Annotated in this window: 25 protein-coding genes and 1 tRNA gene; 13 read left to right on the top strand and 13 right to left on the bottom strand. The window is 65.8% G+C overall.

All coding sequences use genetic code 11. The features are described 5' to 3' along the window. Positions 1–57 precede the first annotated feature (57 nt). Positions 58–1,491, top strand: a complete 1,434-nt coding sequence (locus tag IEY26_RS06420; RefSeq protein WP_188976986.1) for a cryptochrome/photolyase family protein — start codon at positions 58–60, stop codon at positions 1,489–1,491. Positions 1,492–1,501: 10 nt separating this feature from the next. Here IEY26_RS06420 and IEY26_RS06425 read toward each other — a convergent pair whose 3' ends face one another. Further along, positions 1,502–1,801: a NifU family protein gene (locus IEY26_RS06425; protein WP_188976988.1), complete on the bottom strand. Its 300-nt coding sequence runs from the start codon at positions 1,799–1,801 to the stop codon at positions 1,502–1,504. Between the two features lie 94 nt (positions 1,802–1,895). Between IEY26_RS06425 and IEY26_RS06430 the strand changes: the two genes are divergently transcribed. The 5 genes from IEY26_RS06430 to IEY26_RS06450 all read left to right on the top strand — a co-directional run bounded on the left by IEY26_RS06430 (position 1,896) and on the right by IEY26_RS06450 (position 6,443). After that, positions 1,896–2,408: a hypothetical protein gene (locus IEY26_RS06430; protein WP_188976990.1), complete on the top strand. Its 513-nt coding sequence runs from the start codon at positions 1,896–1,898 to the stop codon at positions 2,406–2,408. A 166-nt stretch (positions 2,409–2,574) separates the two neighbouring features. Further along, a complete protein-coding gene (locus IEY26_RS06435) occupies positions 2,575–3,555 on the top strand; it encodes a UbiA family prenyltransferase (RefSeq protein WP_188976993.1) in 981 nt (326 codons plus the stop codon). 90 nt (positions 3,556–3,645) lie between these two features. Next, entirely contained in the window at positions 3,646–5,343 is a 1,698-nt protein-coding gene (locus IEY26_RS06440) for a histidine kinase N-terminal 7TM domain-containing protein (RefSeq protein ID WP_188976995.1), read from the top strand. A gap of 72 nt (positions 5,344–5,415) precedes the next feature. After that, the gene (gene sod / locus IEY26_RS06445; protein WP_188976997.1) at positions 5,416–6,018 is read left to right on the top strand and encodes a superoxide dismutase; all 603 of its coding nucleotides are present in this window, start codon (positions 5,416–5,418) and stop codon (positions 6,016–6,018) included. Positions 6,019–6,176: 158 nt separating this feature from the next. Further along, positions 6,177–6,443: a DUF5827 family protein gene (locus IEY26_RS06450; RefSeq protein WP_188976999.1), complete on the top strand. Its 267-nt coding sequence runs from the start codon at positions 6,177–6,179 to the stop codon at positions 6,441–6,443. A 21-nt stretch (positions 6,444–6,464) separates the two neighbouring features. Here the strand turns inward: IEY26_RS06450 and IEY26_RS06455 are convergent, their stop codons facing one another. Further along, a complete protein-coding gene (locus IEY26_RS06455; RefSeq protein WP_229773947.1) occupies positions 6,465–7,070 on the bottom strand; it encodes an MBL fold metallo-hydrolase in 606 nt (201 codons plus the stop codon). Between the two features lie 536 nt (positions 7,071–7,606). On the opposite strand from IEY26_RS06455, the gene IEY26_RS06460 reads away from it, so the two are divergent. Further along, complete coding sequence (locus IEY26_RS06460) at positions 7,607–8,869, top strand: glycosyltransferase (protein WP_188977002.1); 1,263 nt, start codon at positions 7,607–7,609, stop codon at positions 8,867–8,869. 103 nt (positions 8,870–8,972) lie between these two features. Here IEY26_RS06460 and IEY26_RS06465 read toward each other — a convergent pair whose 3' ends face one another. From IEY26_RS06465 to IEY26_RS06475, 3 genes are all read right to left on the bottom strand, one after another. After that, positions 8,973–10,157 carry an orc1/cdc6 family replication initiation protein gene (locus tag IEY26_RS06465; protein ID WP_188977004.1) on the bottom strand — a complete coding sequence of 395 codons (1,185 nt, stop codon included), beginning with the start codon at positions 10,155–10,157 and terminating at the stop codon, positions 8,973–8,975. Positions 10,158–10,737: 580 nt separating this feature from the next. Continuing rightward, positions 10,738–11,079 (bottom strand): cupin domain-containing protein, encoded by a 342-nt coding sequence (locus IEY26_RS06470; RefSeq protein WP_188977006.1) that lies wholly within the window; start codon positions 11,077–11,079, stop codon positions 10,738–10,740. Between the two features lie 121 nt (positions 11,080–11,200). Next, positions 11,201–13,795, bottom strand: coding sequence for a PGF-CTERM sorting domain-containing protein (locus IEY26_RS06475; RefSeq protein WP_188977018.1), 2,595 nt, complete (start codon positions 13,793–13,795; stop codon positions 11,201–11,203). A gap of 228 nt (positions 13,796–14,023) precedes the next feature. On the opposite strand from IEY26_RS06475, the gene thyX reads away from it, so the two are divergent. Next, on the top strand, positions 14,024–14,767 hold the full coding sequence (gene thyX / locus IEY26_RS06480; protein ID WP_188977020.1) for an FAD-dependent thymidylate synthase: 744 nt from the start codon (positions 14,024–14,026) through the stop codon (positions 14,765–14,767). A gap of 20 nt (positions 14,768–14,787) precedes the next feature. Here the strand turns inward: thyX and IEY26_RS06485 are convergent, their stop codons facing one another. Next, complete coding sequence (locus tag IEY26_RS06485; RefSeq protein ID WP_188977022.1) at positions 14,788–15,174, bottom strand: metal-dependent transcriptional regulator; 387 nt, start codon at positions 15,172–15,174, stop codon at positions 14,788–14,790. Between the two features lie 368 nt (positions 15,175–15,542). Between IEY26_RS06485 and IEY26_RS06490 the strand changes: the two genes are divergently transcribed. Then, positions 15,543–15,731, top strand: a complete 189-nt coding sequence (locus IEY26_RS06490; protein WP_188977024.1) for a hypothetical protein — start codon at positions 15,543–15,545, stop codon at positions 15,729–15,731. 6 nt (positions 15,732–15,737) lie between these two features. Here IEY26_RS06490 and dpsA (IEY26_RS06495) read toward each other — a convergent pair whose 3' ends face one another. The 4 genes from dpsA (IEY26_RS06495) to IEY26_RS06510 form a co-directional block, all read right to left on the bottom strand. After that, complete coding sequence (gene dpsA, locus IEY26_RS06495; protein ID WP_188977026.1) at positions 15,738–16,295, bottom strand: DNA starvation/stationary phase protection protein DpsA; 558 nt, start codon at positions 16,293–16,295, stop codon at positions 15,738–15,740. Then, positions 16,292–16,870, bottom strand: coding sequence for a DNA starvation/stationary phase protection protein DpsA (gene dpsA / locus IEY26_RS06500; protein WP_188977028.1), 579 nt, complete (start codon positions 16,868–16,870; stop codon positions 16,292–16,294). The genes dpsA (IEY26_RS06495) and dpsA (IEY26_RS06500) overlap by 4 nt, the downstream gene beginning before the upstream one ends. Position 16,871: 1 nt before the next feature. Further along, complete coding sequence (dpsA, locus tag IEY26_RS06505; protein WP_188977030.1) at positions 16,872–17,417, bottom strand: DNA starvation/stationary phase protection protein DpsA; 546 nt, start codon at positions 17,415–17,417, stop codon at positions 16,872–16,874. 147 nt (positions 17,418–17,564) lie between these two features. After that, positions 17,565–18,020, bottom strand: a complete 456-nt coding sequence (locus IEY26_RS06510; RefSeq protein ID WP_188977032.1) for a universal stress protein — start codon at positions 18,018–18,020, stop codon at positions 17,565–17,567. 120 nt (positions 18,021–18,140) lie between these two features. On the opposite strand from IEY26_RS06510, the gene IEY26_RS06515 reads away from it, so the two are divergent. The 3 genes from IEY26_RS06515 to IEY26_RS06525 all read left to right on the top strand — a co-directional run bounded on the left by IEY26_RS06515 (position 18,141) and on the right by IEY26_RS06525 (position 19,674). Next, the gene (locus IEY26_RS06515; RefSeq protein ID WP_188977034.1) at positions 18,141–18,344 is read left to right on the top strand and encodes an HVO_2922 family protein; all 204 of its coding nucleotides are present in this window, start codon (positions 18,141–18,143) and stop codon (positions 18,342–18,344) included. 38 nt (positions 18,345–18,382) lie between these two features. Continuing rightward, positions 18,383–19,504, top strand: a complete 1,122-nt coding sequence (locus tag IEY26_RS06520) for a helix-turn-helix transcriptional regulator (RefSeq protein WP_188977036.1) — start codon at positions 18,383–18,385, stop codon at positions 19,502–19,504. A 95-nt stretch (positions 19,505–19,599) separates the two neighbouring features. Further along, positions 19,600–19,674, top strand: a tRNA-Glu gene (locus IEY26_RS06525). 381 nt (positions 19,675–20,055) lie between these two features. On the opposite strand, the gene IEY26_RS06530 is transcribed toward IEY26_RS06525, so the two are convergent. Both IEY26_RS06530 and IEY26_RS06535 read right to left on the bottom strand, forming a co-directional pair. Further along, positions 20,056–20,319 carry a hypothetical protein gene (locus IEY26_RS06530; protein ID WP_188977038.1) on the bottom strand — a complete coding sequence of 88 codons (264 nt, stop codon included), beginning with the start codon at positions 20,317–20,319 and terminating at the stop codon, positions 20,056–20,058. A gap of 29 nt (positions 20,320–20,348) precedes the next feature. Beyond that, entirely contained in the window at positions 20,349–20,570 is a 222-nt protein-coding gene (locus IEY26_RS06535; protein ID WP_188977040.1) for a hypothetical protein, read from the bottom strand. Positions 20,571–20,668: 98 nt separating this feature from the next. Between IEY26_RS06535 and IEY26_RS06540 the strand changes: the two genes are divergently transcribed. After that, the gene (locus IEY26_RS06540) at positions 20,669–21,334 is read left to right on the top strand and encodes a tyrosine-type recombinase/integrase (RefSeq protein WP_188977042.1); all 666 of its coding nucleotides are present in this window, start codon (positions 20,669–20,671) and stop codon (positions 21,332–21,334) included. 42 nt (positions 21,335–21,376) lie between these two features. On the opposite strand, the gene IEY26_RS06545 is transcribed toward IEY26_RS06540, so the two are convergent. After that, a complete protein-coding gene (locus tag IEY26_RS06545) occupies positions 21,377–25,204 on the bottom strand; it encodes an Eco57I restriction-modification methylase domain-containing protein (RefSeq protein WP_188977044.1) in 3,828 nt (1,275 codons plus the stop codon). Positions 25,205–25,281 lie beyond the last annotated feature (77 nt).

The following is a 25,281-nucleotide window of genomic DNA, read 5'->3' on the forward strand; positions in this document are numbered from 1 at the left end:
GGGACACCGTACGTGTCAGCCCAAGGCTATTCACGCGCCGGCGGTGAGGAGTCGAGTATGCAGGTGTTCTGGCATCGGCGGGACCTCCGCGCGGTCGACAACGTCGGCCTGTCGGCGGCGGCCGATGGCGTCGACGAGTTCGGGGAAGTCGTGCCGGTGTTCGTCTTCGACGAGGCGTTGTTCGAGTACGCGAGCGACGCGCGGATGGCGTTCGTGCTCGACTCGCTGGACGAGCTCCGGACGGCGTATCGGGAGAACGGGAGCGGCCTCGTGGTGCGGCGGGGCGACCCGACGCGGGTCGTCGCCGACCTCGCGCACGAGGTCGACGCCGAGCGGGTGGTGTGGAACCGCGCGCACTCCGGGATTGGCGAGCGCCGGGACGACCTCGTCCGCGACGACCTCGCCGAGGACGGCGTCGACGTGTCGGCGTTCAGCGACACGGCCATCCACGAGCCGGGGGAGATTCGGACGAACGCGGGCGACCCCTACCAGGTCTACACGTACTTCTGGAAGAAGTGGCGGGACGCGGAGAAGCCGCGGAGCCGCCTCGAACCCGAGTCGGAGACGCTGGCGGCGGGGAGCGAGCACGACGTCTTCGACGACGGCGACCCGATTCCGTCGCTCGAAGCCTTAGGGTTCGCGGAGCCGACGGCGGACGTTCCCTCTGGTGGCCGCGGAGCCGGTCTAGAGCACTTAGAGGATTTCTGCGCGGACGACATCTTCGTGTACGACGACGCGCGGAACTACCCGGCGCGGGACGCGACGAGCCGCCTCTCGCCGCACCTCCGGTTCGGGACGCTCGGGCCGCGCGAAGTCTTCGAGCGCACGCAGTCCGCGATGGCCGACGCCGACGGCGAGGACGAAGCGGAGAACGTGGAAGCGTTCCAACAGCAGCTCGCGTGGCGCGAGTTCTACCTCCAGGTGCTCGCGTTCAATCAGGACGTCGTCACGGAGAACTACACGGAGTACGAGCACGCCATCGAGTGGCGGGACGACCCCGAGGAGCTCGACGCGTGGCGGGCGGGCGAGACGGGCTACCCGCTCGTGGACGCGGGGATGCGCCAGTTAGCGCAGGAGGCGTGGATGCACAACCGCGTGCGGATGGTCGTCGCCTCGTTCCTGACGAAGGACCTCCTCGCGGACTGGCGACACGGCTACGCGCACTTCCGCGACCACCTCGTGGACCACGACACGGCGAACGACAACGGCGGCTGGCAGTGGGCGGCGTCGACGGGGACGGACGCCCAGCCGTACTTCCGCGTCTTCAACCCGCAGTCACAGTTAGAGTCCTACGACCCCGACGCGGAGTACGTGAAGGCGTACGTCCCGGAGCTCCGGGACGTCCCGGCGGAGAAGATCCTCGACTGGGTCGACCTCGACGACGACGAGCGCGAGGCGCTCGCGCCCGACTACCCCGCGCCCATCGTCGACCACAGCGAGCGACGCGAGGAAGCCATCGCGATGTTCGAGCGAGCGCGCGGCGACGACTAAGGAAGAACGCTTAGAAGTGGCCGCCCGTTCCGCCGGCGTCGACGTGAACGGTGGAGATTTCGGGGACTTCCTGCGGGAGGCGTGATTGAATCGCGCCGACGGTCATCGGCGAGATGCCGCAGCCGGAGCACGCGCCGCCGAGCGCGAGCCAGACTTCGCCGGATTCGGCGTCGACGCCTTCGACGCCGGCGGTGCCGCCGTGCAGCTGAATCTGCGGGAAGTTCCGCGCGAGGAACGTCTCGACGCGCTCGGTGAGGTCGCGCTCGGGGTCGACGTCGCCGGTCGGTCGCTCGGAGTTGTCGGCGCTCATAGCGGACTCTCCGCGGTCACGGGATATAGGCGTAGCGCCGCACGCGAGGGTGTGACGCGAAGGTTTTTGCCCGGGCGTGCGCGACGAGTCGTGTATGCGACAGCAGTCCCTCCACCGACTCGCGCTCCTCGCGGTCGCGGTCTCCGTCGTTCTCGCCGGCTGTGTGGCTCCATCGGCTCCGTCGACTCAGGACGGGTATTCGGACGCGCAGTGGTCGATGTACTACGGTGGCGGCTGTCTCGGCGACCCGAGCCCGAACGGCGGGTGGCTCTACTGGGCGGCGAGCGGCGACGGCTACGTCGCGTCGTTCAACGCCACGTTCGCCGGCACGTCCGACGTGGAGACCTCGATGAGCCACACGCCGACGGGCGTCTACACGCTCACGATAACGCCGACGGCGGGGGAGACGAAACCCGGCGCTGGCGACTGCGAGCCGGGCGTGACGATGGGCGCGTCGGTCGGCCTGCCGCGCGACTTCGAGTCGTTCCGCGTCGTCTACGACGGCCGCGTGCTCGCCGCCGCCCCGAACGACGGCGAGACGACCGCGGAACTCGTCGACCTCCCGACGCCCGTGAACCGGACGACGACGAACGCGACCGGGCAGTGACGGTGAACGCGTCTCAGCGGTGACGGCGAACGGAGTCGGGAACGAGCGACGAACGCGGTCGGGCGGTGACGCGGCGCGCGTCACGGGTGTGCGGGCGTCGTCACGGGGCTGACGGGTCAGCGGACGCCAGAATCCTCTTTCCGGCTGTAGCGACGAATACGACAGTGTGGCAACAGAATCACTGTCCGGGACGGCGCGCGGCGTCGCCGCGGCCGCCGCCGGCGTCCCCGCGACCGTCACTGCATCGCTCCCGAACCGCCTGACAGCCGCCGCGAGCCGGTGGAGCGCCGCGCTCGTTCACTCCTCCGTCTTCCTCGGAGCCGTCTCCGTCTGCAAGGTGGCGACCGCCTGCCTCCTGCTCGGCGTCGGCCCGAACCTCGCGCTCGCCGTCGGCTTCCTCGCGCCGCTCGGTGTCTACAACCTCGATAAGGCCGCGGACGTCGAGGCGGACGCCGCGACCTACGCGGGACGCGCCGCGTTCGTCCGCGCCGCCGGCCCGTGGTTCGTCGCGCTCTCCGCCGGGGCGCTCGCCGCCGCCGTCGCCCTCGGCGCGCTCGGCGGCGTGGACGCGCTCGCCGTCACCCTCCTCCCCGGCGTCGCCACCGCGCTCTACACCTACCCGGTGTTGCCCGGCGACGGCGTCGACCGCTTGAAGGACGTCTACCTCGTCAACACCGGCGTCGTCGCGGCCGCGTGGGCCGCGCCGCTCGCCGCGCTCCCGCTCGCGTTCGCGCTCGGCGCGCGCGGCCTCCTCGCCGCCGACGCCCACGCGTTCGGCGCGCTCGCCGTCGTCTTCGCGTGGTTCTTCCTGCGGACGACCATCGCCGCGGAAGCCCGGAACGTCCGCGACGTCGAGGGCGACGCCGCCGAAGGCGTCCGCACGCTCCCCGTCGTCCGCGGCGTCCGCGCGACCCGCCGCCTCCTCTACGGCCTCGAAGCCCTCTCGCTCGCCGTCGTCGCCGCCGGCGCGTACTTCCGCCTCGTGCCGCCGGCCGCGTCGCTCGCCGTCCTCCCCGCCGTCGGCCTCTCCCTCCTCGTGACGCACCGCGTCGGCCGCAGCGACCGGGACGCCGCGTGGTGCACCTACCGCGACACGGCGTACCCGCTCACGCTCGTCGCGCTCGCCGCGCTCCTCGCCGTCCCCTGATTTCGGATGTCGGTGCGCGTTTCGAGGCGCACACTTTTGAGACGAGACCGCGAAGGGACGCGTTACGAAGCCAACACACCCGGGGAACGAATGAAGGTCTCTCTCGTCGTCGGTATTCTCGTTCTCGGCGCGGCTGTCATCGACACACTCGTCGGGTCGCTGTCACTGCGTCGTCGGCCGGCAGCAGGAGCCACCGCTCTCGCCGTCCTCGCGTTCTGCACCGGGCTCTGGGTCGTCGGCTACGGCCTCGAACTCGGCGCGGCCGGCGTCGCCGCGAAGGTCTTCTGGGCGCGCGTCCAGTGGGTCGGCGTCATGGGCGCGATGGTCGCCTGGCTCGCGTTCGGCCTCGCGTACGCCGGGTTCGACCAGTACACCCGGCCCCGCTACCTCGCGCTCATCGCCGCCCTCCCCGTCCTCACCGTCGCGCTCACGTGGCTGAACCCCGGCGGCGTGATGATGCAGGACGCCACCCTCCGCGCCGTCGGCGACCTCACCGTCCTCGTCCAGGACCGCGGCCCGTGGTTCCTCGTCGCGCTCGCCTACGGCTACGCCGCCGCCGCCTCCGGGATGGCGCTCGTCGCCTACGCCGTCGTCGCCAGCGCGGGCGTCTACCGGATACAGGCCCTCGCGCTCGCCGGCGCGCTCGCCGTCCCCACCGTCGCGAACGTCGCCTACGTCCTCGGCGGCACGCAGACCATCGACGCCACGCCGTTCACCTTCACCGTCTCGAACGCGCTCGCGCTTGCCGCCATCCGGCGCTTCGACCTCCTCGACGCCCGCCCCGTCTCCAGACGCCTCGCGCGCGACTCCATCGTCGAACACATCGACGACGGCGTCCTCGTCGTCGACGCCCTCAATCGCATCGTCGACGCGAACGGCGGCGCGAAACGCGTCCTCGGCGGCGACGACCCCACCGGCGACGCCGTCGACACCGTCATCCCCGACTGGCCGGAAATCGTCGAGGAAGGCCGCGGCGACGTCGTCTTCGGCACCACGCACGGCGGCCGCACCTACGACGTCTCCGTCGGCAGCGTCACGGACGACCACGACCGCCTCGTCGGCCGCATCGTCGTCTTCCGCGACGTCACCGAACGCCGACTCCAACTCCAGCGCCTCGACGTCCTCAACCGCGTCCTCCGACACAACGTCCGCACCGAGATGAACCTCACCTACGGCTACGCCGACCTCATCCGCGAGCGCACGACCGACTCCGAACTCGCCGACTACGCCGAACGCATCGAAGACCACGCCCTCGAACTCGTCAACGTCGCCGACGGCGCGCAGGCCGTCGACCGCGCGCTCGACGAGACCCGCCTCGGCGAGGTCGTCCCCGTCCACGAATCCGTCGCGAACGCCGTCGCGCGCGTCCGAAGCCGCTATCCACGGGCCACCATTCGCGTCCACTCCGTGCCGCGGGACGTCGACGCCGGCGCGGTCCTCGAATCCATCGTGCACGCGCTCGTCGAGAACGCCGCCGAACACACCGACGCCGAGGACCCCATCGTCGACGTGGAAGCCTGGGCGGACGACGACACCGTCACCGTCCGCGTGCTCGACACCGGCCCCGGCATCCCCGAGGAGGAACGCGAGGTCCTCGAACGCGGCCGCGAGACCCCACTCGAACACGGCAGCGGCCTCGGTCTCTGGCTCGTCTCCTGGGCGACACAGACCCTCGACGGCTCCGTCGAAATCACCGAGAACGACCCCCGCGGAACCATCGTCACCGTCACCGTCCCCCGCGCTCCTCCGGAGCCCTCCGGACCGGACGGAAACGCTCAAAACGCGTAACGAACCGTGTTAACTGCTGTCTCCTCAACCTTTAACAGGGAAACGAGCGAAGCATCGAACGGAGGAATCACTATGAGCAACTACGAACTCCCGCCGCTACCGTACGACTACGACGCGCTGGAACCGCACATCTCCGAGCAGGTGCTGACGTGGCATCACGACACCCACCACCAGGGCTACGTCAACGGCTGGAACTCCGCCGAGGAAACCCTCGAAGCCAACCGCAACGAGGGCGACTTCTCCTCCTCCGCGGGTGCCATCCGGAACGTGACGCACAACGGCTCCGGCCACGTGCTCCACACGACGTTCTGGGAGAACATGTCCCCGAACGGCGGCGGCGAACCCGCCGGCGCGCTCGCCGCACGCATCCAGGAAGACTTCGGCTCCTACGAAGCCTGGAAGGGCGAGTTCGAGGCCGCGGCGTCCGCCGCCGGCGGCTGGGCGCTCCTCGTCTACGACTCGGAGTCCAACCAGCTCCGTAACATCGTCGTCGACAAGCACGACCAGGGCGCGCTCTGGGGCAGCCACCCCATCCTCGCCCTCGACGTCTGGGAACACTCCTACTACTACGATTATGGACCTGCCCGCGGCGACTTCGTCGACGCCTTCTTCGAAGTCGTCGACTGGGACGACGTCGCCGACAAGTACGAAGACGTCATCGCGACGTTCGAGTAAGAGCGACCCAGCGCGTCCGACCCACCAGTTTTCTTTCGACGCCACGCCGACCAGCGCCGACGCCGTCCGCCGACCCGACCATCCGTGACGGGTGAGCGCCGTCGACGAGAGAGCGACGGGTCGGGGCGTTTTTCCCGCGCGAAGCCGTCGCTCCGCGTATGCCACGACCCAAAGACTCCTTCGAGGAGACGTTCCCCTGCGACTTCTACACGCCCGAGGAACTCCTCGACGACGACGAGATGTACACCGTCTACGAGATCGCGCGACTCCTCCAGGGCCTCGAACCCGACGCCGCGCTCGACGAAGGCACCGAGGACGTCCTCCTCGACTGGGCGATTCCGTGGGTCATGCGGAACTCCGAGGAACTCTGCGTCGCCGAACCGCCGGCGGACGACGAACCCGGCTACTACGGCCTGCGCGACTGAGGACGGGACACCCGGCGACGTTCAGAACGTCTTCGCGGCGCGGAGCGACTGTCGGAGCGAGTCGACCGGTGTGCCCGTGATGGCGTCGCCGTGTCCGCAGTAGACGGCGTCGAGGCCGTCCGCGTCCACGGTTTCGATGACGTACTCGATGCTCTCGACGAGTCGGTCCCTGTCTCCTTCGTCGAGGTCGGTGCGGCCGAAACTCCCGCCCTCGAAGACGAGGTCGCCCGCGAACGCGGCTTTGGCGCTCGGCGCGTAGAAGACGAGGTGGTCGTTCTTGTGGCCGGGCGTGTGGAGCGCGACGTACTCGTCGTCGCCGAGGTCGACGGTGTCGCCGTCGGCGATAGCGTGGTCGACGTAGTCGCTCTCCGGGTCGAACCCCCAGGTCTCGACGTCGAAGGCCGCGCGAACGTCCGGGAGGTTCTCCACGTGGTCCGGGTGGGTGTGCGTGAAGACGACGGCGTCGAGCGCGTCGGCGTCTATCGACTCGTCGAAACGGTCGCGGAGCGCCGCGACGACGTCGAAGTTCGCGCCGGCGTCGACGAGGACAGTGCGGTCGCCCTCGACGAGGAACGCGTTGCTCGTGAACGCCTGCACGCCCGCCGCGAGGTTCGTAATCGAGGTCACACCCGCCCGTCGGCGTTCGAGCGATAAGTCCGTTCGGCATCCGGCGGCAAGTCCGTTCGGCATCCGGCGGCAAGTCCGTTCGGCATCCGGCGACGCCCAGTCCGGCGCGGGCGCGTCGACGGCGTGGCGTTCGCCGGTCGGAGAACATGCACGGGTTTCTCCGGAGTGATGTGTCGATGTCGACTGAACCGAGCCGAGAGTGGGTGTGCGACGGGGAAACAAACGAAACGTACTCTCCCCCGGTGAACCCGCGTGAAACGCTCCGTACCGCTCACTACCTCTCGGGAGACGACGGCGGGAGCGCGTCGCCGAAGCGGGAGACGGACTCTGAGCAACGTGGAACGCTCAGTAGTGTGCGAGAGGACGAGAACGGCGAGTCGAAACAACGGGATCAGCGCCGGAACCCCGACTTCAGTCCGGAGTCAGAACACTCTAAACGCATGCGAAATAACCGCCTCAATAGGTCTATGGAGTCCACCACCCTTGACGGGCGTTCAACTTCGCTCCAGGCGGCCCTCCCATACGTTGGGTTCGGTGTGGCACTCGTCTGTGTCGTCTTCTTCCCGATGCTCTTCGACGCGAGCTACCCCCGGATCATCAACACGATCCTCCTCGTCGGAATCTGTGGGCTCGTGCTTCGAACTGCCGTATCCCCCCTCCTCTCGTTCGAGCACGCGGACCCACCGGTCTTAGAGGGTGACCGCCCCGACGTGAGCGTGATCATCCCGGCTTACGACGAAGCCGCCGTTCTCGGGGATACCCTCGACGCGTGCCTCGACCTGGACTATCCGAACGAGAAGCTGGAGGTGATCGTCTGCTACGAGGCGTCGTGTACCGACGAGACACCCGAGATCGCGGAGCGCGCTGCAGCGGAACACGACGTGATTCGGGCCGTGGAACGCGACGAACCCGGCGGGGGAAAGGCGGCGGCAGCGAACTACGCGCTGCAGTACGCCGAGGGGTCAGTGATTGCGAGTATCGACGCGGACCACCGGTTCGAACCGGACGCGCTCGACCGCGCGGTTCGATGGTTCGACGACCCCGAGGTCTGGTGCGTGAAAGGCCGGTGCTACGGCGACAACCCCGACGAATCGATCGTCGCCCTGCTCGCCACCGTCGAGCGCCACGTCACGGAGAAGGCGGAGTTGTTCGCACGAGACGTGATGGACGGATTCACGATCTTCGGCGGCGGCCAGGCGTTCTTCCGGCACGACGTCTTCGACGAATTCGACGGATTCGACGAAGAGATCCTCGTCGAGGATATCGATATGACCTCCCGAATCCACGAGTTCGGGAAGGAGATTCGCGTCGACCCCTCGATTATCACCTACGAGGAACACCCCACGTCGCTCCGAGGGCTCTGGCATCAGCGGCTCCGGTGGACGCGCGGGTGGATGCAGGTCGCCCGCCGCTACCTCCGGACGTTCCCGTTCCAGCACGGTGTCTCCTCCCGGAAGAAGGCCGACGCCATCTACACGTACACGTACGCGATTGCGCCCGCGTTCTTCGTTCTGGGCGCTCCACTGACCGTGCTCCACTGGAGTTCGACGTTCCACGCACGAACGTACCTCCCGAACGATAGCGTCTTCTGGACGGCGTTCACGATTGTCCCGATTATGGCCGCGACACTCGTGTTCCTTCAGGACTGGCGTGACGGCCTCACCCACCATCGCTCCGAATATCTAGCGATGTTCGTGCTGCCGTTCTACTACTCCGTTCAGTCAGTCCTCTTCTTCGTCGCCTTCGTTCAAGAGTTCGTCCTCGACCGTCCGAACGTATACGTGAAGACCGACCGGTGAGGGAGAGTGAAGGAGGATGAGGTGAGTCGGAGCGTTCGGGAGGTTGCGTCGCCTTCGAAAGGCGACGTCGTCGAGATCGGAGTCTCAGCCGACGTCGAGGCGTTCAGGCGGCGTCGGCGCGGACGTCGAAGACGATGTCGGGTTCGAGACTGAGTTCGTACTCGAAGTAGATGCCGCCGGCGCGGCCGTCGTTCCGCTCGGTCTTCACGAGGAATCCGAGCATGGAGAGGTCGCTGAGGTGGTTCTGGATGCTCTTAAGCGTCGTGAGGGGTTCTTCGCCGTACTCGGTGGCGACGGTCTGGTAGACGTCCATCGCGCGCTTCGAGCGAACGGGCGTCTCGCCGTCGGCTTCGAGGCGCGCGATCGCTTCCAGAACGAGTTGGCCGTGCATCGTCTGCTCCTCGATCTTGTCCCGGAGGCGGCCGCGCTGGGCGCGGTCGCGGCCGCGTTCGATGTGGGCCTCGGTGACGGTGCCGTCGCCGCCCTCTTCGGCGACTTCCGCGCCGGCGCGGAGGAGGTCGATGGCCTGTCGCGCGCTCCCGGAGTCCTTCGCCGCGTGCGCCGCGCACTTCGCGATGACCGCGGGCTCGTAGGCGTCGTCGATGAGCGCGAGGGTCGCGCGGTCCTCCAGAATCGTGCAGAGCTCCGTCGCGTCGTAGGTCGAGAAGGATATCTCGTGCTCCATCAACGAGTCTTTCACTTTCGCCGAGAGGCGCTGGCGGAAGCTGTAGTTGTTCGAGATACCGATGACGCCCACCCGGGCCTCGTCGAGGTGGCCGTTGGCGCGAGCGCGCGGGAGCTCGTAGAGGACGTCGTTCGCGTCGTCGAGGTGGTCGATCTCGTCGAGGACGATGAGGTGCGTGCCGCCGATTCGGTCCATCTCCTGATAGAGCTCGGCGAACGCGTCGCTCAGCCCGAGGCCGCGCTTCGGGAACTCGCGGTCGTCGTCGGGGTAGAGCTGGTTCACGAGCGCGCGAACCGCCGCGAACGCGCTGTCCCCGTTGCAGTTGTGGTTGTGCACGTAGAGTTCGTCCGCCTCCTCCCGCGTCGCGACCTCGTCCTGGAGCGCGTCGAGCATGTACTTCGTCACCGCCGTCTTCCCGACGCCGGCTTTCCCGTAGAGGAAGACGTTCTTCGGGTTCCGGCCGAAGAGCACGTCCGTGAGCGCGTTCCGGAACTGGTCGATTTCGTCGTTCCGCTCGAGGATGGTGTCCGGTTGGTACTCCTCCGACAGCGCGTCCTTGTTCGCGAAGAGAGTGTCGTCGATATCCGCAAAGGGTCCTCCCATTGAGAGTCTGTAGAGGACGCCGCGCCACGGATACTTAAAACCTCTCTTCGTCTGTTACGTCTGTTCTACTCTACTAGCTAGAGTTTATACGTACTAGCTAGAGAGAGTGAGAGTACGTTTCGTCTGTAACTCGATAGAGAACTAGGGGTAGGAGAACTAGGACGCGAATTGCTGGGACCGATAGATTTATTCTATGCGCAGGTTCGTCGGAACAGGCGAAACGTACTCTCCGACACGCGGATCCACACCGAATTCTACGGCCCAGGCTTCACCGCGCAGTTTTCGTTCGATGGTCCGGCTCGCTCTCTCGGTCACTCTCTCGGCTCAACGTCGACGGCGTCGACAGCGCCGGGGTCGTTTTGTCCGCTGATTGACCGTCCTCTCCTCCCCCTCCTCTGTCGCAGAGAACAGACGAAATGTACTCTCTCTGTGTTCTTGCTCTCTCGTACTTCCCCACCCCGCCTTCGTCGCGGAGAACAGACGAAACGTACTCTCTCTGTCTCGAGAACCAGTCACCGTCCCGCCTTCACGTCGAGAGACGGGAGAGCTGGGCGGTCGGACCGCCAGCTCCGAGGAGTCGCTATTCGACGGACGCGCTGACGAGGACGAGCTGCGAGAAGTGGTCGCGGTTCTGGATCTGGCGCTCCTCCTCCGGGCTGATGCGGAGCGCCTCGTCTTCCTCCAGACCGACGCGTCGGTCGCCGACGACGACGTCGACGCCGCCCTCGACGACGTAGTAGATCTCCTCCTGGTCGTCCTCGACGTGGGCGTGGCTCTTCGTCACTTCTTCTCGCTCCAGCGCGAGCACGCTGAACCCGAGCGCGTCCGTGTCGAGTTCGTCGCGCAGCATCCACATCTCGCCCTTCACGTCGTCAGGGAGCACCGATGCCGCGTCGCTCACGTGCGCTTTCGTGAATGGCATGCACGACCGACTGGGGGCGGCCGGGACTTAGGCCTGTTCGCCGAACGCCCGGAAAGAGCCGAAGCCGAAGAAAAACCGCGTGTCTGCGCGGCGTTACCGCTCTCGGGAGCCAGTCAGGACGTTAGTCCCGCCGGCGGAGCGCGACGAGCGCCGCGCCGAGGAGTGCGACGAGCGCGACGGCGACGCCGAAGCCGGGCGACTGCGTCGACGTCGTCGTCTCACTCGACGTGGTCATCGTGGTCGTCGTCGAGTCGGCGTTCGACCCGTCGTCCGACGAAGCCGTCGTCGTCACCGTCGACGTGGTCGTGGCCGTCGTCGTGTTGTTCGAACTGGAGTCGGAGCCCGAACCCGAGTTCGAGCCGTCGTCGGAGCCGCTCGACCCGGAGTTGTTCGGGTTGGAGTTCCCGTCGTTCGAACTGGAGTCGTCGTCACCGTCGTCGGACGACCCGCTGTTGCCGCCGCTCGTGTCCTCGGCGTTCACGTCGAGGACCGCCGAGGCGTACCCCGCGTCGATGGCGTTGTTGATTCCGACCTGCACGGTCGTCTCGCTCTCGCTGGACGGGTTCGTCACGCCGCTGTACTCGACGACGACTCGGTCGTCGGCGTCGACGGTGTGGCCGCTGACGGCGATGTCGATCCCGCCGTCGGACGTGGAGACCGAGTAGTCGGACGCGGCGACCGACGTCTCGGCGGTGCCGTCACCGTTCGTATCGATGCCGACGGATTCCACGGTGAGCGAGTCGAGCGTGACGTCGCCCTCGTACTGGATTTCGATGCCGTCGAGGCGGTCGCTGTCGTCACCGGGTGCGGCGGTCGCGGTCACCGTGTGCGTCGTCGTCGAACCCGGCGTGTCGTCCGCGGTGCTCAGAGACGCGTTAGCCGTCGACGTGTTCGCGTAGACGCGAATCCACGTCGACGTTTCCGCGGCGCTCTCGCTGTTCACGTTGACGTTCGCGTCGTACGCTCCGGCGGTCGTCGGGCTCTGAACGTCGTGGTACTGCAGAGTCACTTCAGTGTTCGTCTCGAGGGCGTAACTCCCGTCGAACTCGAACGTGACTTTCGCCTCGATCGGATGCGTGACGGACGTCACGCTCAGCTCCTGGCCGTTCTCGGTGACGGCCTCGACGTCTTCAGCGTCGACCTGCGAGAGGTTGCCGTCGAACGTCGGCGACGTGTACCACTCCGCGTCTAACTCGTCGTAGGAGACCGTGACGCTGCTCAGGTCGTCGCCGCCCTGCGTCTGCCCGGGCGAGAACTCCGTGGTGTGCGTGGCGTTCCGCGCGGCGTCACCGCTGGCCGAGTGCACCGTCGCACGCAGCTGCGCCTCGCGGTAGTTGACGGTGTCGTACGCCGTCTTGCCCGAGGACTGCGGGTTCACCGTGACGCCGACTTCGGACGCGGTCGTTCCGGAGACGGTCGGGTTCTTCACGTCGTCGAAGGAGACGTGAATCTCGTCGCCCTCCTTGAGGTTGTAGTTCCCGGTGAAGCCGAGCGTCAACGTCTTCCCGTCGTCGCTCGCGTCGGCGCTCGATAAGTCACCGGTGGCGTTGACGATTTCGCCGCTCCGGTAGATCTCGACGTACTGGATGTCGCTCTGGTCGACGCCAGCAACGTCAGCGGGATGAGACCCCGCGCCGTAGTTGATTTTGATGCCGTTCAGGGAGTCGCCGACGTTGTTCGCGCCGAGGTCGTGGACGTGGACGTCGTGCGTCGTGTTCGCCCCGGAGTAGTGCGCGTACGGGTGGACGTGAGCGAGCGGGAGGTCCTCGATGTGGAGCGTGTCGCTCGCCGTCGTCGTCGTCTCACCGTTGAAGTACCCGGTCACGGCGACGCTGCCGGCGGACGCGGGGTTCTCCGCGTCGTAGGCGAGCACGACGGGCGTGTCCTGTGAGAGCTCGTGCGAGCCGTCGAAGGTGAACGTGAGCGCGCCGTTATCGTTCGTGACTTTCGACACGGAGAGCGACGTCTCACCGTCGTCCTTCTCGTAGTCCCCGTCCGCGTCGACGAAGGCGGCGTTCACGGCCGCGGCGTCGACGGCGGAGAGGTCACCGGAGTACTCGCTCCCGTAGTCGAGGGTGAAGGAGTCGAGCACCTCACCGGAGACCGGGGAGCCCGGCGTCGCGGCGACGCGGTGGGTCGCAGCGCGGTCATCGTCCGGCGGCGACGCCGTGACGTTCAGCTTGAGGTCTCGCTCCGTGACCTCGAATTTCACGGTCTCCTTCGCGGTGCTGCTGTCCTGGTTCAGCGTGACGTCGGTCTGGTAGTCACCGGCGCTCTTCGGGTTCTGGACGTCGTCGTACGTGACGTGGACGACGTCGTTCTTGTCGAGGGAGTAGCTCCCGCCGAAGGTGACCTTGAGCGTGTGTCCGTCGTTCGACTTTTTCACGCCGGTCAGGTCGTCCATCACGCTCTCGCGGGTGTCGTCGTCGTCGCGGACGATGTAGGCCTCGGTGACGTCGGATTGGTCGACGTTGCTCACGTCAGTCGCGGACGTACCAGAGCTGTAGTCGACGTAGACGCTGCCGAGCGAACTGCCGTCTTCGTCGGAGTCGACGGTCGCGGTGACGGCGTGGTTCGTGACGACGCCGGCCGTGGAGTCGTTCAGGGCGACGCCGGCGTTCGAGACGGCCGCGGCGGTGCCCGCGAAGGCGACGGTGCCGCCGACGGCGGCGAGCACGAGGAACGTCGACAGGACGACAGCACGAACGCGTGTCATGTCAAACCTCCTCCGTGGCCCGCTCCGGGGCTCTCTTCGGACTCTCTCGCTGTACTGTGTGCTATTGACTCTGTCATGTGTCACATCGGAGAACGAATTCTCCGGTGTTAATAGTGATGGCCAACAGACTAGTCAGTGATAGTATACTTTTGGTATGTACTGATAGTATTTTGGGTCGGGTTCGGAAATTCGGAAACTTTTACGCCGGCACGCGGCCGACAACACGGTATGCAAGTCGAACTCCTCGAAGCCACGTCGGACCCGGAGGAACTCGTCTGCCGCGCCGCTCGGAACGATTACATGTCAGAGTACGGTGGAGACATGGCCTTCGAGGACGTCATGGTGTCCGTCGAGGGCGACAGTTTAACCGAGAAGAAGGAGACCCTCATCGGCCACCTGCTCGCACACGGCCACTACGGCCCCTTCGAGCACGTGCAGGCGACCTTCCACGTGAAGGGCATCTCTCGCTCGTGCATGGCGCAGATCACTCGCCACCGCCACGTCTCCTTCGACGTCCAGTCCATGCGGTACGTCGCCTTCGACGACGTCGACCCCGAGGACGTCACCGAGGGCGAGTTCGTCGTCACGCCGCCCGCTGCCGACGACCCCGACTGGGTCGGCCGGAACCAGAAGACCGGGAGCGTCGACGAAGAGACGGTAGAGAAACGCCGCGAGGTCTTCGAGAACTCCGTCCAGCAGTCCGTCCAGGACTACCAGGACCTCCTCGACCTCGGGATGGCCCCCGAGGACGCGCGCTTCGTCCTGCCCATCGGCACGAGCGTCAACATGGTGATGAGCCTGAACGCCCGCATGCTCATGCACGTCGCCGACATGCGCGCCGCCGCCGACGCCCAGTGGGAGGTCCGCGAACTCACCGAATCCGTGCTCGACCTCGCCGGCGACTGGTGTCCCATCACCTTCGACTACTACGAGGAGAACATGAAGAACCGGAAGAACCGCCTCGCGCCGTAACGCACCGCACGCGCCGCCGTTCACTCCGCGTTGCTGTCCAGTCGCTGCGTCTCCACGAGGCCGTGGAGTTGGTCGAGGACGTCGGGGCTGAGCACGCCGGCGACGGCGTCGGCTTCCCGCTCCGGGTCGGGGACGTCGAGGACGTCGTCGAAGAACCGGCGGAGCACCTCGTACTCTTCCTCGGCGGCTCGCGCTTCGAGCACGCCCTCGGTGGTGAGTTGGACGCCCTGGTAGGCTTCGTAGTCGACGAGGCCGCGGGCTTCGAGTCGCTGAACGGTCTCGGTGGTCGTCGCGCGCGAGCGGTCGACGGCCGCCGAGAGATCGCCGGTCGAGACGCGCTCGCCCGGCTCGTCGGCGAGTTCGTAGAGCGCGCGCAGGTAGCGGGTCGCACCCGCCACGCTACGCACCGACGGTGAACACGCGACGATGGCCGAAAGCCGTCACTCCCCGCCCTCCGCGCTCTCCGTGTCGTCCTCGCTCTTCCCGCGCCCGCAGAGGCCGAGGAAGACGCCGGCCCAGAGCCGCGCGCGGCGCGAACGCCGTGGCATCCTACGCGACACGCCTCCGACGGGCTCGCGCCGTCGAGCACTCACGCGCCGTCCGTCCGCACGGGCGTCCCGTCGCGCCGGTGGTCGATGCGTCACTGCACACGAGAGTTAGGCCGGCCTAAACCGTTAAACCTCTTTCGGAATTTAGGCAAGCCTAAAACGTGCTTCTCGCGCGGGTGTCACGGCGACCCGAACGTTTTTGGTTTAGGTCTACCTAAAGGCGGGTGATGGCTTCCTCTCGCCGGACCGCACACCCCGACGACCCCGAAAACGACGACGCGCGCCCGAACCCGGACGCGACCGACTCGCCCACGGTCTACTGCCGAGAAATCCACACCGACCGCGCCGTCTTCACCGAAGACGGCAACGGCGACGGCTGGATCGCCACCGACCTCACCGTCACGCCCGAAGAATAGGTCTCCTTACTCTGTGCGGACGAGCGTGTCGTCCGCCAGCATCCGTTCGAGGACGTGTGCGTCCGCTTCGATAGTCCGCAGGTGCTCGCGGACGAGTTCCAGCGTCGCCTCGTCGCCGAGGTCGTCGGCGAGCGCGACGTGCTCGCGCATGCTCGCGGCGAGCGTCGCGTACCCGTCGAGGTCGTTCGAGAGGGACGACCGGACGTCGTAGACGTCGCCCGCCTCGATGCCGAACGGCGCGTGCTGTCGAATCCCCATCGGGCCGTTCACGGGCACGCCACCGAGCGCGTGCACGCGAATCGCGAGGCCGTCCGTCATCTCCGCCAGCCGGTCCGCCGCGTCCTTCAGGAACTCGACGACCGGCCCGACCTCCCGGCCCTCCATCGTCCAGTAATGCTTGCGCACCTGATTGAACAGGATGTAGAGCCCGGAGAGGTCGGCGTTCAGCGCCTCGACGAGGCGCTCGGCTCGCTCCCGGTCGATGCGGAGCGCGTTCCCCTCGACGCTCCCCCACTCGCGGCGGAGCGCCTCCTCGCCGGGGTTGTGGAGGTGTGGCGCGCTCATCGCATCGCCTCCGTTCGAACGAGCGTGTCGTCCGCCAGCAGGTTCTCCAGCGTGTGCGCGTCCTCCTCGACCTCTTCGAGCTCCTCTTGGAGGAGTTCGCGCGTCGCCTCGTCGCCGACGTCGGCGGCGAGCGCGACGTGCTCGCGCATGCTCGCGGCGAGCGTCGCGTACGCCTCGAGGTCGCCCTCGAGGGACGACCGCAGGTCGAAGAGGTGTTCGGCTTCGAGGTGGACGGCCGCGTACTCCTGGAGCTGCGGCGGCGTGCTCGCCGGCACCCCGCCGAGCTGCGTGATGCGCTCCGCGAGGTCGTCGTTCAACGCGCGAGCCCGCTGGTAGGCGTCCTTCAGGAAGTCCGCGACCTCCTCGTGCTCCGCTCCTTCCGCCGTCCAGTAGTGTTTGCGGAGGAGGTAGAAGAGGTTGAACGCGCTCGCGTGGTCGACGTTGAGCGCCTCGACGACCCGTTCGGCGTCCGCCCGGTCGAGCCGGACGGCGTTCTCCTCGACCGTCCCCCACGCCTGGCGGACGGTCGCGCCGTCGAGGTCGTGAACCAGCCGCCCGGTCCGTGGCTGCGTCATCTTACTGCGCCGCGCTCTCTAAGACGAGCGTGTCGTCCTCGAGGTAGTGGTCGACTTCGTGCGCCGCGTCCTCGAGGTCTTCGAGGACGTCGCGGAGGAGCTCGCTCGTCGCGTAATCCTCTAACCCCTCCGCGAGACCGACGTGCTCGCGGACGGTTTCGATGACGTCGCCGTACATCTCGCGGTCGTTCTCCAGGGAGGTCCGGATGTCGTAGACGTCCTCGCCCTCGAACTCGACGGGCGCGTGCTCCTCGAGGTTCGCGGGCCCGCTGACGGGGACGCCGCCGAGCGCCTGCACGCGCTCTGCGAGCTCGTCCGCCGACGCTTCGGCCTCTTCGGCCTTGTCGCCGAGGAACTCGTGGAGGTCGTTGAACTCCGCGCCCTCGACGTTCCAGTGGTGCTTGCGGAGCTGGTGGTAGAGCACGTACGTCGCGGCGAGGTCGACGTTCAGCGCTTCGACGACCTGCTCGGCCTTCTCCCGATCCAGACGCAGCGCGTTCTCTTCGACCGTACCCGCTTCTCGGCGAACCGTCTTCTGGGTGTTCATTTCACTTCGAGATACTCGCGTGAAGCACTTAAACGTTACTTCCAAGAAAACATTTTTTCGCACTGCCTAAATTTCGGTTGTCAGAAACTGAGCGCGTTCGGTAGAAGCCGAAAAGTCGTGATACGCTGCCGATTCGTTCTCCCGCCGCTACCGGTCCGCGCTCGTCTCCGTCTTCACGACGATAGCCGGCCGCTCAGTCAGCCGCAGCACGCGGTCGGTCGTGCTCCCGAGGAGCGCGCGGTACTCCGCCGGCCGGCGCTTCGTCCCGAGCACGATGAGGTCCACGTCCGCCTTCTCCGCGTACGCCACCGTCACCTCCGCCGGGTCGCCGTGCTCGACGGCCTCCACGACGTCGACGCCGACGCTCTCCGCCGCCGTCCGCACCTCCGCCAACGCCTCTCGACCCTGCTCTTCCAGCCCGTGCTCCGGCCCCTCCGCCTCGTCGACGTACTCGTCGCCGCTGTACGCGCTATAGACGCTCTCGTCCACCACGTAGAGCGCGTGCAGCTCCGCGTCGTGCTCCGCCGCCAGGTCGATCGCGTGCGTCTCCGCGTTCTCCGACGCGACCGTCCCGTCGGTCGCGAGCAGGATTCTATCGTACATGCACTCGGAGGTTCTCCCCCGACCACAATAAGACTGGGCGGCCGAACACGCGACCCCGACCACGTCACGGGACCCCCACGGCCACCCACGTTTTTCACGCCGCCGCCCCACCACCCGCCTATGTCCGACGCTGACTCCGACGCCCGGTTCGAGCTCTACGAGGACGCCGACGGCCAGTGGCGCTGGCGACTCGTCCACCGCAACGGCAACATCCTCGCCGACTCCGGTCAGGGCTACGCCTCCAAACAGAAGGCCGAACAGGGCGCACAGAGCGTCAAACGCAACGCTCCCGACGCCCCCCTCACCACCGACGGAACACAGTAAGAGAAGGGCTTTATCCAGTCACCCGTGAAAACGAAGGTATGACGAGGGTCCTCGCCGGCCTCCTCACCGCGTTCGCCGTCCTCGGCCTCGCGCTCACCGGCGCGGCCACCCCCGCAGCCGCCGCGACGAACCAGACCGACTTCGACAGCGTCCACTACACCGTCACCGTCCACGAGAACGGCAGCGCCCGCTGGACCTTCACCTACCAGACCGCCCTCGACAACGAGAGCCAACGCCAAGCCTTCCGCACCTACGCCGACCGCTTCGAAGCCAACGAAACCGCCCTCTACCAGTCCTTCCGCACCCGCGCCACCGACCTCGTCGCCGACGGCCAGAACGCCACCGGCCGCTCCATGACCGCCACCCACTTCTCCCGCGACGCCGCCGTCCGCGGCCTCAACGACGACCTCGGCGTCATCGAGATGAGCTTTACCTGGACCGGGTTCGCCCGCGTCGACGGCGACCGCGTCATCGTCGGCGACCTCTTCGACGGCGGCCTCTACATCGCCGACGACCAACGCTTCGTCGTCACCGCCGCCCCCGGCCTCGACTTCGCCACCGCCGAACCCACCCCCGACGCCCTCTCCGGCACCACCCTCGCCGACAGCGACACCCTCACCTGGCTCGGCGAACGCCAATTCACCGACGAACGCCCCCGAATCGTCCTCACCACCGCCAACACCACGACCCCCGGAACCACCGCTCTCACCACTACCGGCACTACCCTCGCTAACGGCGATACCGGTGACGGCGGCGTCTCCCCCCTCCTCCTCCTCGCCGGCGTCCTCCTCGCCGCCCTCCTCGGCATCGCCGCCACCGCCTCCTACTACACCCGCCACCGCGACGCTCCCTCCGACGCCTCCACCGACACTCCGCCCGCCGACGTCGCCGCCGAACCCGCCGTCTCCGACGCCGACCTCCTCACCGACGACCGACGCGTCATCAACCTCCTCGAAGACCACGGCGGCCGCATGCGTCAGGCCTCCATCGTCGACGAAACCGACTGGTCCAAATCCAAAGTCAGCATGCTCCTCTCCGACATGGAAGACGACGACCGGATCACCCGCCTCCGCATCGGCCGCGAAAACGTCGTCTCCCTCCCCGGCCACGAACCCGACGCCGCCAGAGACAACCGCCCCGACCCCGACCCCGACGAGTGAACCCTTCCCACGACGCTCACGCTTCAACGCGTTTTTATACACCCGCGTCCTTCTACCGAATGCGCACGCCACAACGGACGTGGCGATGCAGGTACGCTCCGTTGGTGTAGTCCGGCCAATCATCTTGCCCTCTCACGGCAAGGACCAGGGTTCGAATCCCTGACGGAGCACTCCTTTCCTTCCGACGTCTTGAGATTCTGGTCTGTGAACAATGAGTGTGATCACCATTGCTCCAGGGCAACAAAGACAGGCGGACTCGGACGCCCCGACGCCGTCTTTCGATTAGGACGTTTGTCGCATCAATTCGGTTCGAAGGACTCACCGAAAACGGAAAAACCCGCAGACTGAGGCGGGATCGCTGATGGACCTCGACGACTTCCCGCTCGTCACCCAACCCGCCGACGAGTTTCTCGATCCACGACAACGACTCGATTACAAGGCCGAACGCGAATCTTGCATCGAGTGGCTCCTCACTTCGGTAAGGACCCAGACACGGCCACCGGCTACGCCAAAGGGACCGTCGAACCGCGCTGCTACCGCATGGCCCGCTTCTACGGTACGTCTGGGAGGAACTCGAAGGCGGCTACACCGCCAACGTCACTCACGACCACGCCGACGCGTGGATGACCCACCTCGCAAAGCGCGACATCAGCGCCGCCCACAAGCGCAACTGCTAGAAGTCGATCAAGATGTTGTTCAAGTGGCGACACCACGAACGCGGCCCCGGCGATGTACGTCCAGTCCACGTCGTGCGCGCTCAACTTGGGACCCATTTCGCCGGCGGTCGTCATCGTCTGATCGACGAGGCCGAGCATCGACCCTCGAAGCGTGGCGTGTATCTCGCTCATCCCCAAGGCCCACGCTCGGTCTCCGAGGACGTAGCGGAGGCGATAGAGGCCGACCTCGCTCGGTTCGTTACGTATCTCGTGCCGGCGAACGCGGGCTTGTAGAACGCGCCCTCAGCGCGGAGGAGCGCATCGACGCCGAAGACGAGCGTCGAGACGTAGTACCGTCGGAGCGCTCGGTCCGAGACGTCCCCCTCCTCACTCGCGTTTCGGACTGGCATATCTCTCCGGATCTGACTGGGATCGATACTCGAATAATTCGCCCTATTCGTCCGAGTGGAGCGATAGTGTGGTGTACCGGATCGGCGTAGCACGGTCTATGCCAGCAACTCGGGAGCGGTCCCTGACGGAGCGCGATTTCGAACGCTTGATCCGGGCGACCTACCGGATCGACGACGACGAGAAGGCGCTCGAAGCGCGCGCGCTCGTCCTCGTCGGTGGTCGCCTCGGACTTCGGCCCGGTGAGTTCACGCATCTCTCCTCGTCGTGGATCGACTGGCAACGCCAGATGATCCGCATTCCGCTCCACCACCAGTGTACGAAGGGCCGAGACGGCAGCCTCTGCGGGTACTGTCGGCAGGTCATCGAACAGCAGGTCCGGTCGTCGGACCGGAGCTTCGCGGAACTCGAACGGGAGTACTGGCAGCCCAAGACGACCGCCGGCGCGCGCGCCGTCCCCTTCCACTTCTCGCCCCGCGTCCACGTCGCACTGGAGTTCCTCGACGAACGCCACGGCGGCTGGCCGTACTCGTTCTCAACGGTACAGCGCCGCCTCAACACGACACTCGATCACGCGCCGCGACTACCGGCGGACGCGACGTCACCGCACGGGCTCCGCGCGACCGCGGCCTCCTATCACGCCAGTCGGGGTTTGGACATGCCCGCGCTTCGCGCGATGTTCGGCTGGAAGGACCTCGAAACCGCCCAACAGTACCTCAACGTCGACGGTGCGATGACGCGCCGCGCGCTCAGCAATATCCACTGACACGTTACGGCGGTCAGCCGTAGATCTGTGAGGAGAGCGCTCTCAGGCGAGGTCGTCGTACTTCGCCAGCACCGTCTCGAAGTACTCCTCGTCCATCAGGCGGGGGTTCTGTACGCGGTGGAAGTCGTCGAGGACGAACGCCGTCTGATCGCGGTCGAGCCCGTAGGCGTGGAACGCAGCGGCGTCGAGTTCGGCCTGCACCTCGCGGCGCTCGGCCATCTCCGTCACCGGTTCGATACCGCCGAGGCGGTTACGCATCTCCTTGAAGTCCTCCCCGTAGCAGTTGAGCCGCGCGGCCCGCGTCCAGACGTAGTCGAACCACTCGTCGCCCTCAGTAAGGCGGGGTGCCTGTGACTCTTTCAGTTTGTAAAAGACGACAGTCGAGTCCACCTTCGTCCGCATGAGGAAGTCGAACGGGAGGCTATTGAGGAGACCGACCGTCACGAACAGTTCCTCATCAGCGTAAATGCGCTCGTAAGCGCCGTGAAGCGGCATTTCGGAGAGGTCGTCCTCCTCGGGAGACACCTCGTAAGGCCGGAGGGTCGGGGCCTTATCGTGACAGACCGTTCCTTTCGGGAGAACAGTCGAGATGAGCGTTCGCTCGTCAGTTGAGCGGGCGATATCCCGATAGGCGATACGATATTCAGTGCAATCGAGAAGCACGTCGTCCTCCGACAGCGGCTCCCCGCGATGCTCTTCGAGAAGGTCGTTTACGAAGCCAATCTGCGAACCCGAGCCATCGAAGGCGTCGTAGAGACCACGCTTCAGTTTCGGGAGGCTTTTCTCCCGAATCCGGCGCTTTGCGCTCAGCTCGGGGTTTTCCTCTTCGTCAACGCTCCAGAACTTCGGCTCCTCCAAGTCAGCCAAGACAGACGAGTCATACATGAACTGGTAGATGTTACTCCCGCCAAGCACAGGATAGTCGCCGGCCTCTTCTGACTCAATGAAGCGGTCAACGTCACTACCGCGGTGCAGTTCTGCGTATGGTTCTACCCGCCATGCATCTCCTTGTTCTTCACTAATCGCGGGGTGAGACAAGATCACGTCCAGTACGTCTGCCTCCTCTTGTGAGCCGAGATATGGGAAAATAGCGGCCTCAGGCGAATATTCTCGTAGGACCCTCCGTGAGATGGAGATAGCGCGTTCTTCGAACTCCTTCAGCACGTTCACATCGTTTTGCTGGAAGACTCCTTGGAGTTCGTCCGTTGAACCTCTGTTCTCGAAAGCGAGAACCCCGAAGTTGTACCGGTTGTCTATCTCGGGGAAGATTCCCTTGTTCTCGAATGTGATGAGAGACTTGATCTCTGTCTCATCGAGTAAATGTAGTCGAAGGTCTTTGGTCGACGAGCCATTGAAAATTGCGCCCGGTAGTACCTGCGAGACGTATCCGTCGTCACGGGCTATCTGGAAGACTCGTTCGAGGAACAGGGCAGAGAGATCGTTCTCAGTTGCCTGAGTTCTACCTGCGACGGTCGGCCGCTGAAGTTCGTAGTCGTCTGTGTTGTTGAAGTAATCCGCCTGAATCTCCACGCTCCGTTTGTATTCTTCCCACCCCTCCCGGATATCAGGGTCTTCCATCAATTCGTCTTGTCGGGCCTTTTTCGCTTCCGGGAGGAGCGTTCTGAACTCGGGATCAAATCGGGTGAAGTAATCGTCACGCTGAGGAGTGATTCTGTCCCACGGCGGGTTTCCGATGACTACGTCGAAGCCACCATCGGCGTATACCTCAGCGAACTCCAGCACCCAGTTGAACGGTTCCATCTCGGCGACCGTCTCCGTGGCTATGTCTTCAATGCCGGCTTCCTCGAAGTCCCGCTGTATATCGCCGATGAGTTCCTCGCGGGCGATCTCCAGTTTCTCGTTCGCCCGCGTTCGGTGTTCCTCAGCGGTCTCGCTGTCGAGCGCGTTCTCGTGCGCTTCTATTTCCTCGATGATGTCATGATAGCGGTCGCGGACGCTGTCCTCGCTGAAACTCCCGAGTCTGTAATCACCCTCATCGGTCGTCTCGGGGAAGCCCGTGTACCCGATCAGGCTGTTCCCCTCGCGGAGGTTGAACGCGACGTTCGGAAGCGCGAGCGCGTCGTCCTCGGCGAGGTCGTCGAGGTTCTCGGTTTCGAGCGCCGAGATGACGGAGAGCCAGCACCGGAGCTTCGCAATCTCAACCGCTGGCCCCATTAGGTCCACGCCGTAGATATTGTTGAGGACGGTCGTTTTGCGGAGTTTGTACGCGTCGGGGTAGGAATCGGACCGAGCGTACAGCGCTCGGCGAACGTTGACGATCTCTTCGAGGACGGACGTGAGGAAATGCCCGCTCCCGCAGGCCGGATCGACCACGCGGAACTCGTCAACCTCGGCGAGGAGCGCGCTTATCGTACTCCACCGCCCCGGGAGCTCCTCGATGAGGTCGTACACCGAGTCGAAACCCCTTGCCTCGTGTTCGGGCCAGTCGGCGCGTTCGACCAGCGCGGTTTCGAACCGGTCGAGGAGCGCTGGCCGGACGGTCTCCTCGGCGGAGAATCGCGTTATCTCGCTGGGCGTGTAGTACGCTCCGAGTTCCTTGTTCGTGTCGGCGTTGTCGCTCGTAACGTAGTTGATAGTCTTCTCGAAGACGTTCCCGAGGACGCTCGGGTCGAGGTCGGTCGGCGCGCCCCCCGCCGAGAAACTGTACCGTTCGAGGAGGTCAACGATGGAGAGGAGGACGGAGTTCCGGACGTCGAAGTCCGCTTCGTTCTCAATCGTCGCCCGGAAGAGCCCGCCGTTGAGGTAGGGGATACCTTCGAAGAGGTCGATGTTCTGAACGTTGGCGGGACGGTTCCCGCGTTCCTCGTTCAGGACGTCGTAGAAGAGCGGCTGGAGGAACGTCTCGTAGAACGACCCGGGATACATCCCGTCCTGATAGGTGTCCTTGAGGGTGTCGAGCAGGTCGGGGTGGACGAGGGACTTGTCTTCGAGGAACTTGATGAAGACGAGCCGGTTCATCAGTTCGACCGAGAATAGCCTGACGTCGTCCTCGTTCGCCCCGTCCGCTGCGACGACGCCGTCACCGACGAGCGAGCGCGTGGTCGTCTCGTCGTCGTCCACGACACCGAAGACGTACCGCACGTAGTCGTCGTAGAACTCGTCCGTAATCTCCTCGCGCTTGCGTTCGATGACTTGGCGGGCATCGCCCGCGATGGTGACGAAGTTCTCGTATTCGAACGTTCGGAGGAGACGAGAGACGAGGTCTCGGTCGGCATCGAGAACAGCTGCGGTCGGATCTTCGCGCCGTCCGACCTGATTCTCGAAGAGCGCGAGGAGGACCGGGCGGAGGTCTACTTCCTCGATGACGTTGTGGGTGTACGAGTCCGGATCGTACCGAACGAAGACCCAGCGGAGGCCGTCGGTTGCGAAGCCGAAGTCCGACTCGAACTCCCGCTGACTGAGCCAGTCCCGGACCTGCCCGAGCCCGTGCTTCCGGCTGTGCAGGTCCTTGTTAATGGATTCCGCTTCGATGAGGAGTCTCGTCGAGTCGATTTCGTCGTGCTCGCGGAGCGACACCGCGTAATCCGCGACCAGTGTCCGACCTCCCGAGAGGCCACCGGCTTCGGTCGCGTAGTCGTATCCGAGTGCGTCGAGAAGCGGATCGACGACGGCGTCCTGCGTGAACGATTCCGGTTGGAGACCGTCGCGCGTCATGCTCGCTTTGAGCTGGTAACTTCCGGGGTCCGCGCGGAGGGCCTTCTCCAGCGTGTCGTCGTCGATCTGCTCACGGAGATTCGAAACGATGGCGTCCAGCGTCTCGATGGACTGATCGACCGCATCAGCGTCAACGGACGTCTCGAATTCCCGGGCGACGAAAGCGGTCTGTCCCGAGGAAGAGTTCGCAGACATCCTTCGTTACGGAGCGTGCCGATTGCCCGCGCCCCCGTCTTACGAGAACCAGAGAGGCGATAGAAGACGGCCTAGAG

Source organism: Halocalculus aciditolerans (genome assembly GCF_014647475.1).
In the GTDB taxonomy this organism is placed as follows: domain Archaea; phylum Halobacteriota; class Halobacteria; order Halobacteriales; family Halobacteriaceae; genus Halocalculus; species Halocalculus aciditolerans.

Coding starts and splice junctions, on each gene's coding strand:
- IEY26_RS06420 (WP_188976986.1), top strand. CDS start 58: ATGCAGGTGTTCTGGCATCGGCGGGACCTCCGCGCGGTCGACAACGTC.
- IEY26_RS06425 (WP_188976988.1), bottom strand. CDS start 1,801: ATGAGCGCCGACAACTCCGAGCGACCGACCGGCGACGTCGACCCCGAG.
- IEY26_RS06430 (WP_188976990.1), top strand. CDS start 1,896: ATGCGACAGCAGTCCCTCCACCGACTCGCGCTCCTCGCGGTCGCGGTC.
- IEY26_RS06440 (WP_188976995.1), top strand. CDS start 3,646: ATGAAGGTCTCTCTCGTCGTCGGTATTCTCGTTCTCGGCGCGGCTGTC.
- sod (WP_188976997.1), top strand. CDS start 5,416: ATGAGCAACTACGAACTCCCGCCGCTACCGTACGACTACGACGCGCTG.
- IEY26_RS06450 (WP_188976999.1), top strand. CDS start 6,177: ATGCCACGACCCAAAGACTCCTTCGAGGAGACGTTCCCCTGCGACTTC.
- IEY26_RS06465 (WP_188977004.1), bottom strand. CDS start 10,157: ATGGGAGGACCCTTTGCGGATATCGACGACACTCTCTTCGCGAACAAG.
- IEY26_RS06470 (WP_188977006.1), bottom strand. CDS start 11,079: ATGCCATTCACGAAAGCGCACGTGAGCGACGCGGCATCGGTGCTCCCT.
- IEY26_RS06475 (WP_188977018.1), bottom strand. CDS start 13,795: ATGACACGCGTTCGTGCTGTCGTCCTGTCGACGTTCCTCGTGCTCGCC.
- thyX (WP_188977020.1), top strand. CDS start 14,024: ATGCAAGTCGAACTCCTCGAAGCCACGTCGGACCCGGAGGAACTCGTC.
- IEY26_RS06490 (WP_188977024.1), top strand. CDS start 15,543: ATGGCTTCCTCTCGCCGGACCGCACACCCCGACGACCCCGAAAACGAC.
- dpsA (WP_188977026.1), bottom strand. CDS start 16,295: ATGAGCGCGCCACACCTCCACAACCCCGGCGAGGAGGCGCTCCGCCGC.
- dpsA (WP_188977028.1), bottom strand. CDS start 16,870: ATGACGCAGCCACGGACCGGGCGGCTGGTTCACGACCTCGACGGCGCG.
- dpsA (WP_188977030.1), bottom strand. CDS start 17,417: ATGAACACCCAGAAGACGGTTCGCCGAGAAGCGGGTACGGTCGAAGAG.
- IEY26_RS06510 (WP_188977032.1), bottom strand. CDS start 18,020: ATGTACGATAGAATCCTGCTCGCGACCGACGGGACGGTCGCGTCGGAG.
- IEY26_RS06515 (WP_188977034.1), top strand. CDS start 18,141: ATGTCCGACGCTGACTCCGACGCCCGGTTCGAGCTCTACGAGGACGCC.
- IEY26_RS06520 (WP_188977036.1), top strand. CDS start 18,383: ATGACGAGGGTCCTCGCCGGCCTCCTCACCGCGTTCGCCGTCCTCGGC.
- IEY26_RS06530 (WP_188977038.1), bottom strand. CDS start 20,319: ATGCTCGGCCTCGTCGATCAGACGATGACGACCGCCGGCGAAATGGGT.
- IEY26_RS06535 (WP_188977040.1), bottom strand. CDS start 20,570: ATGCCAGTCCGAAACGCGAGTGAGGAGGGGGACGTCTCGGACCGAGCG.
- IEY26_RS06540 (WP_188977042.1), top strand. CDS start 20,669: ATGCCAGCAACTCGGGAGCGGTCCCTGACGGAGCGCGATTTCGAACGC.
- IEY26_RS06545 (WP_188977044.1), bottom strand. CDS start 25,204: ATGTCTGCGAACTCTTCCTCGGGACAGACCGCTTTCGTCGCCCGGGAA.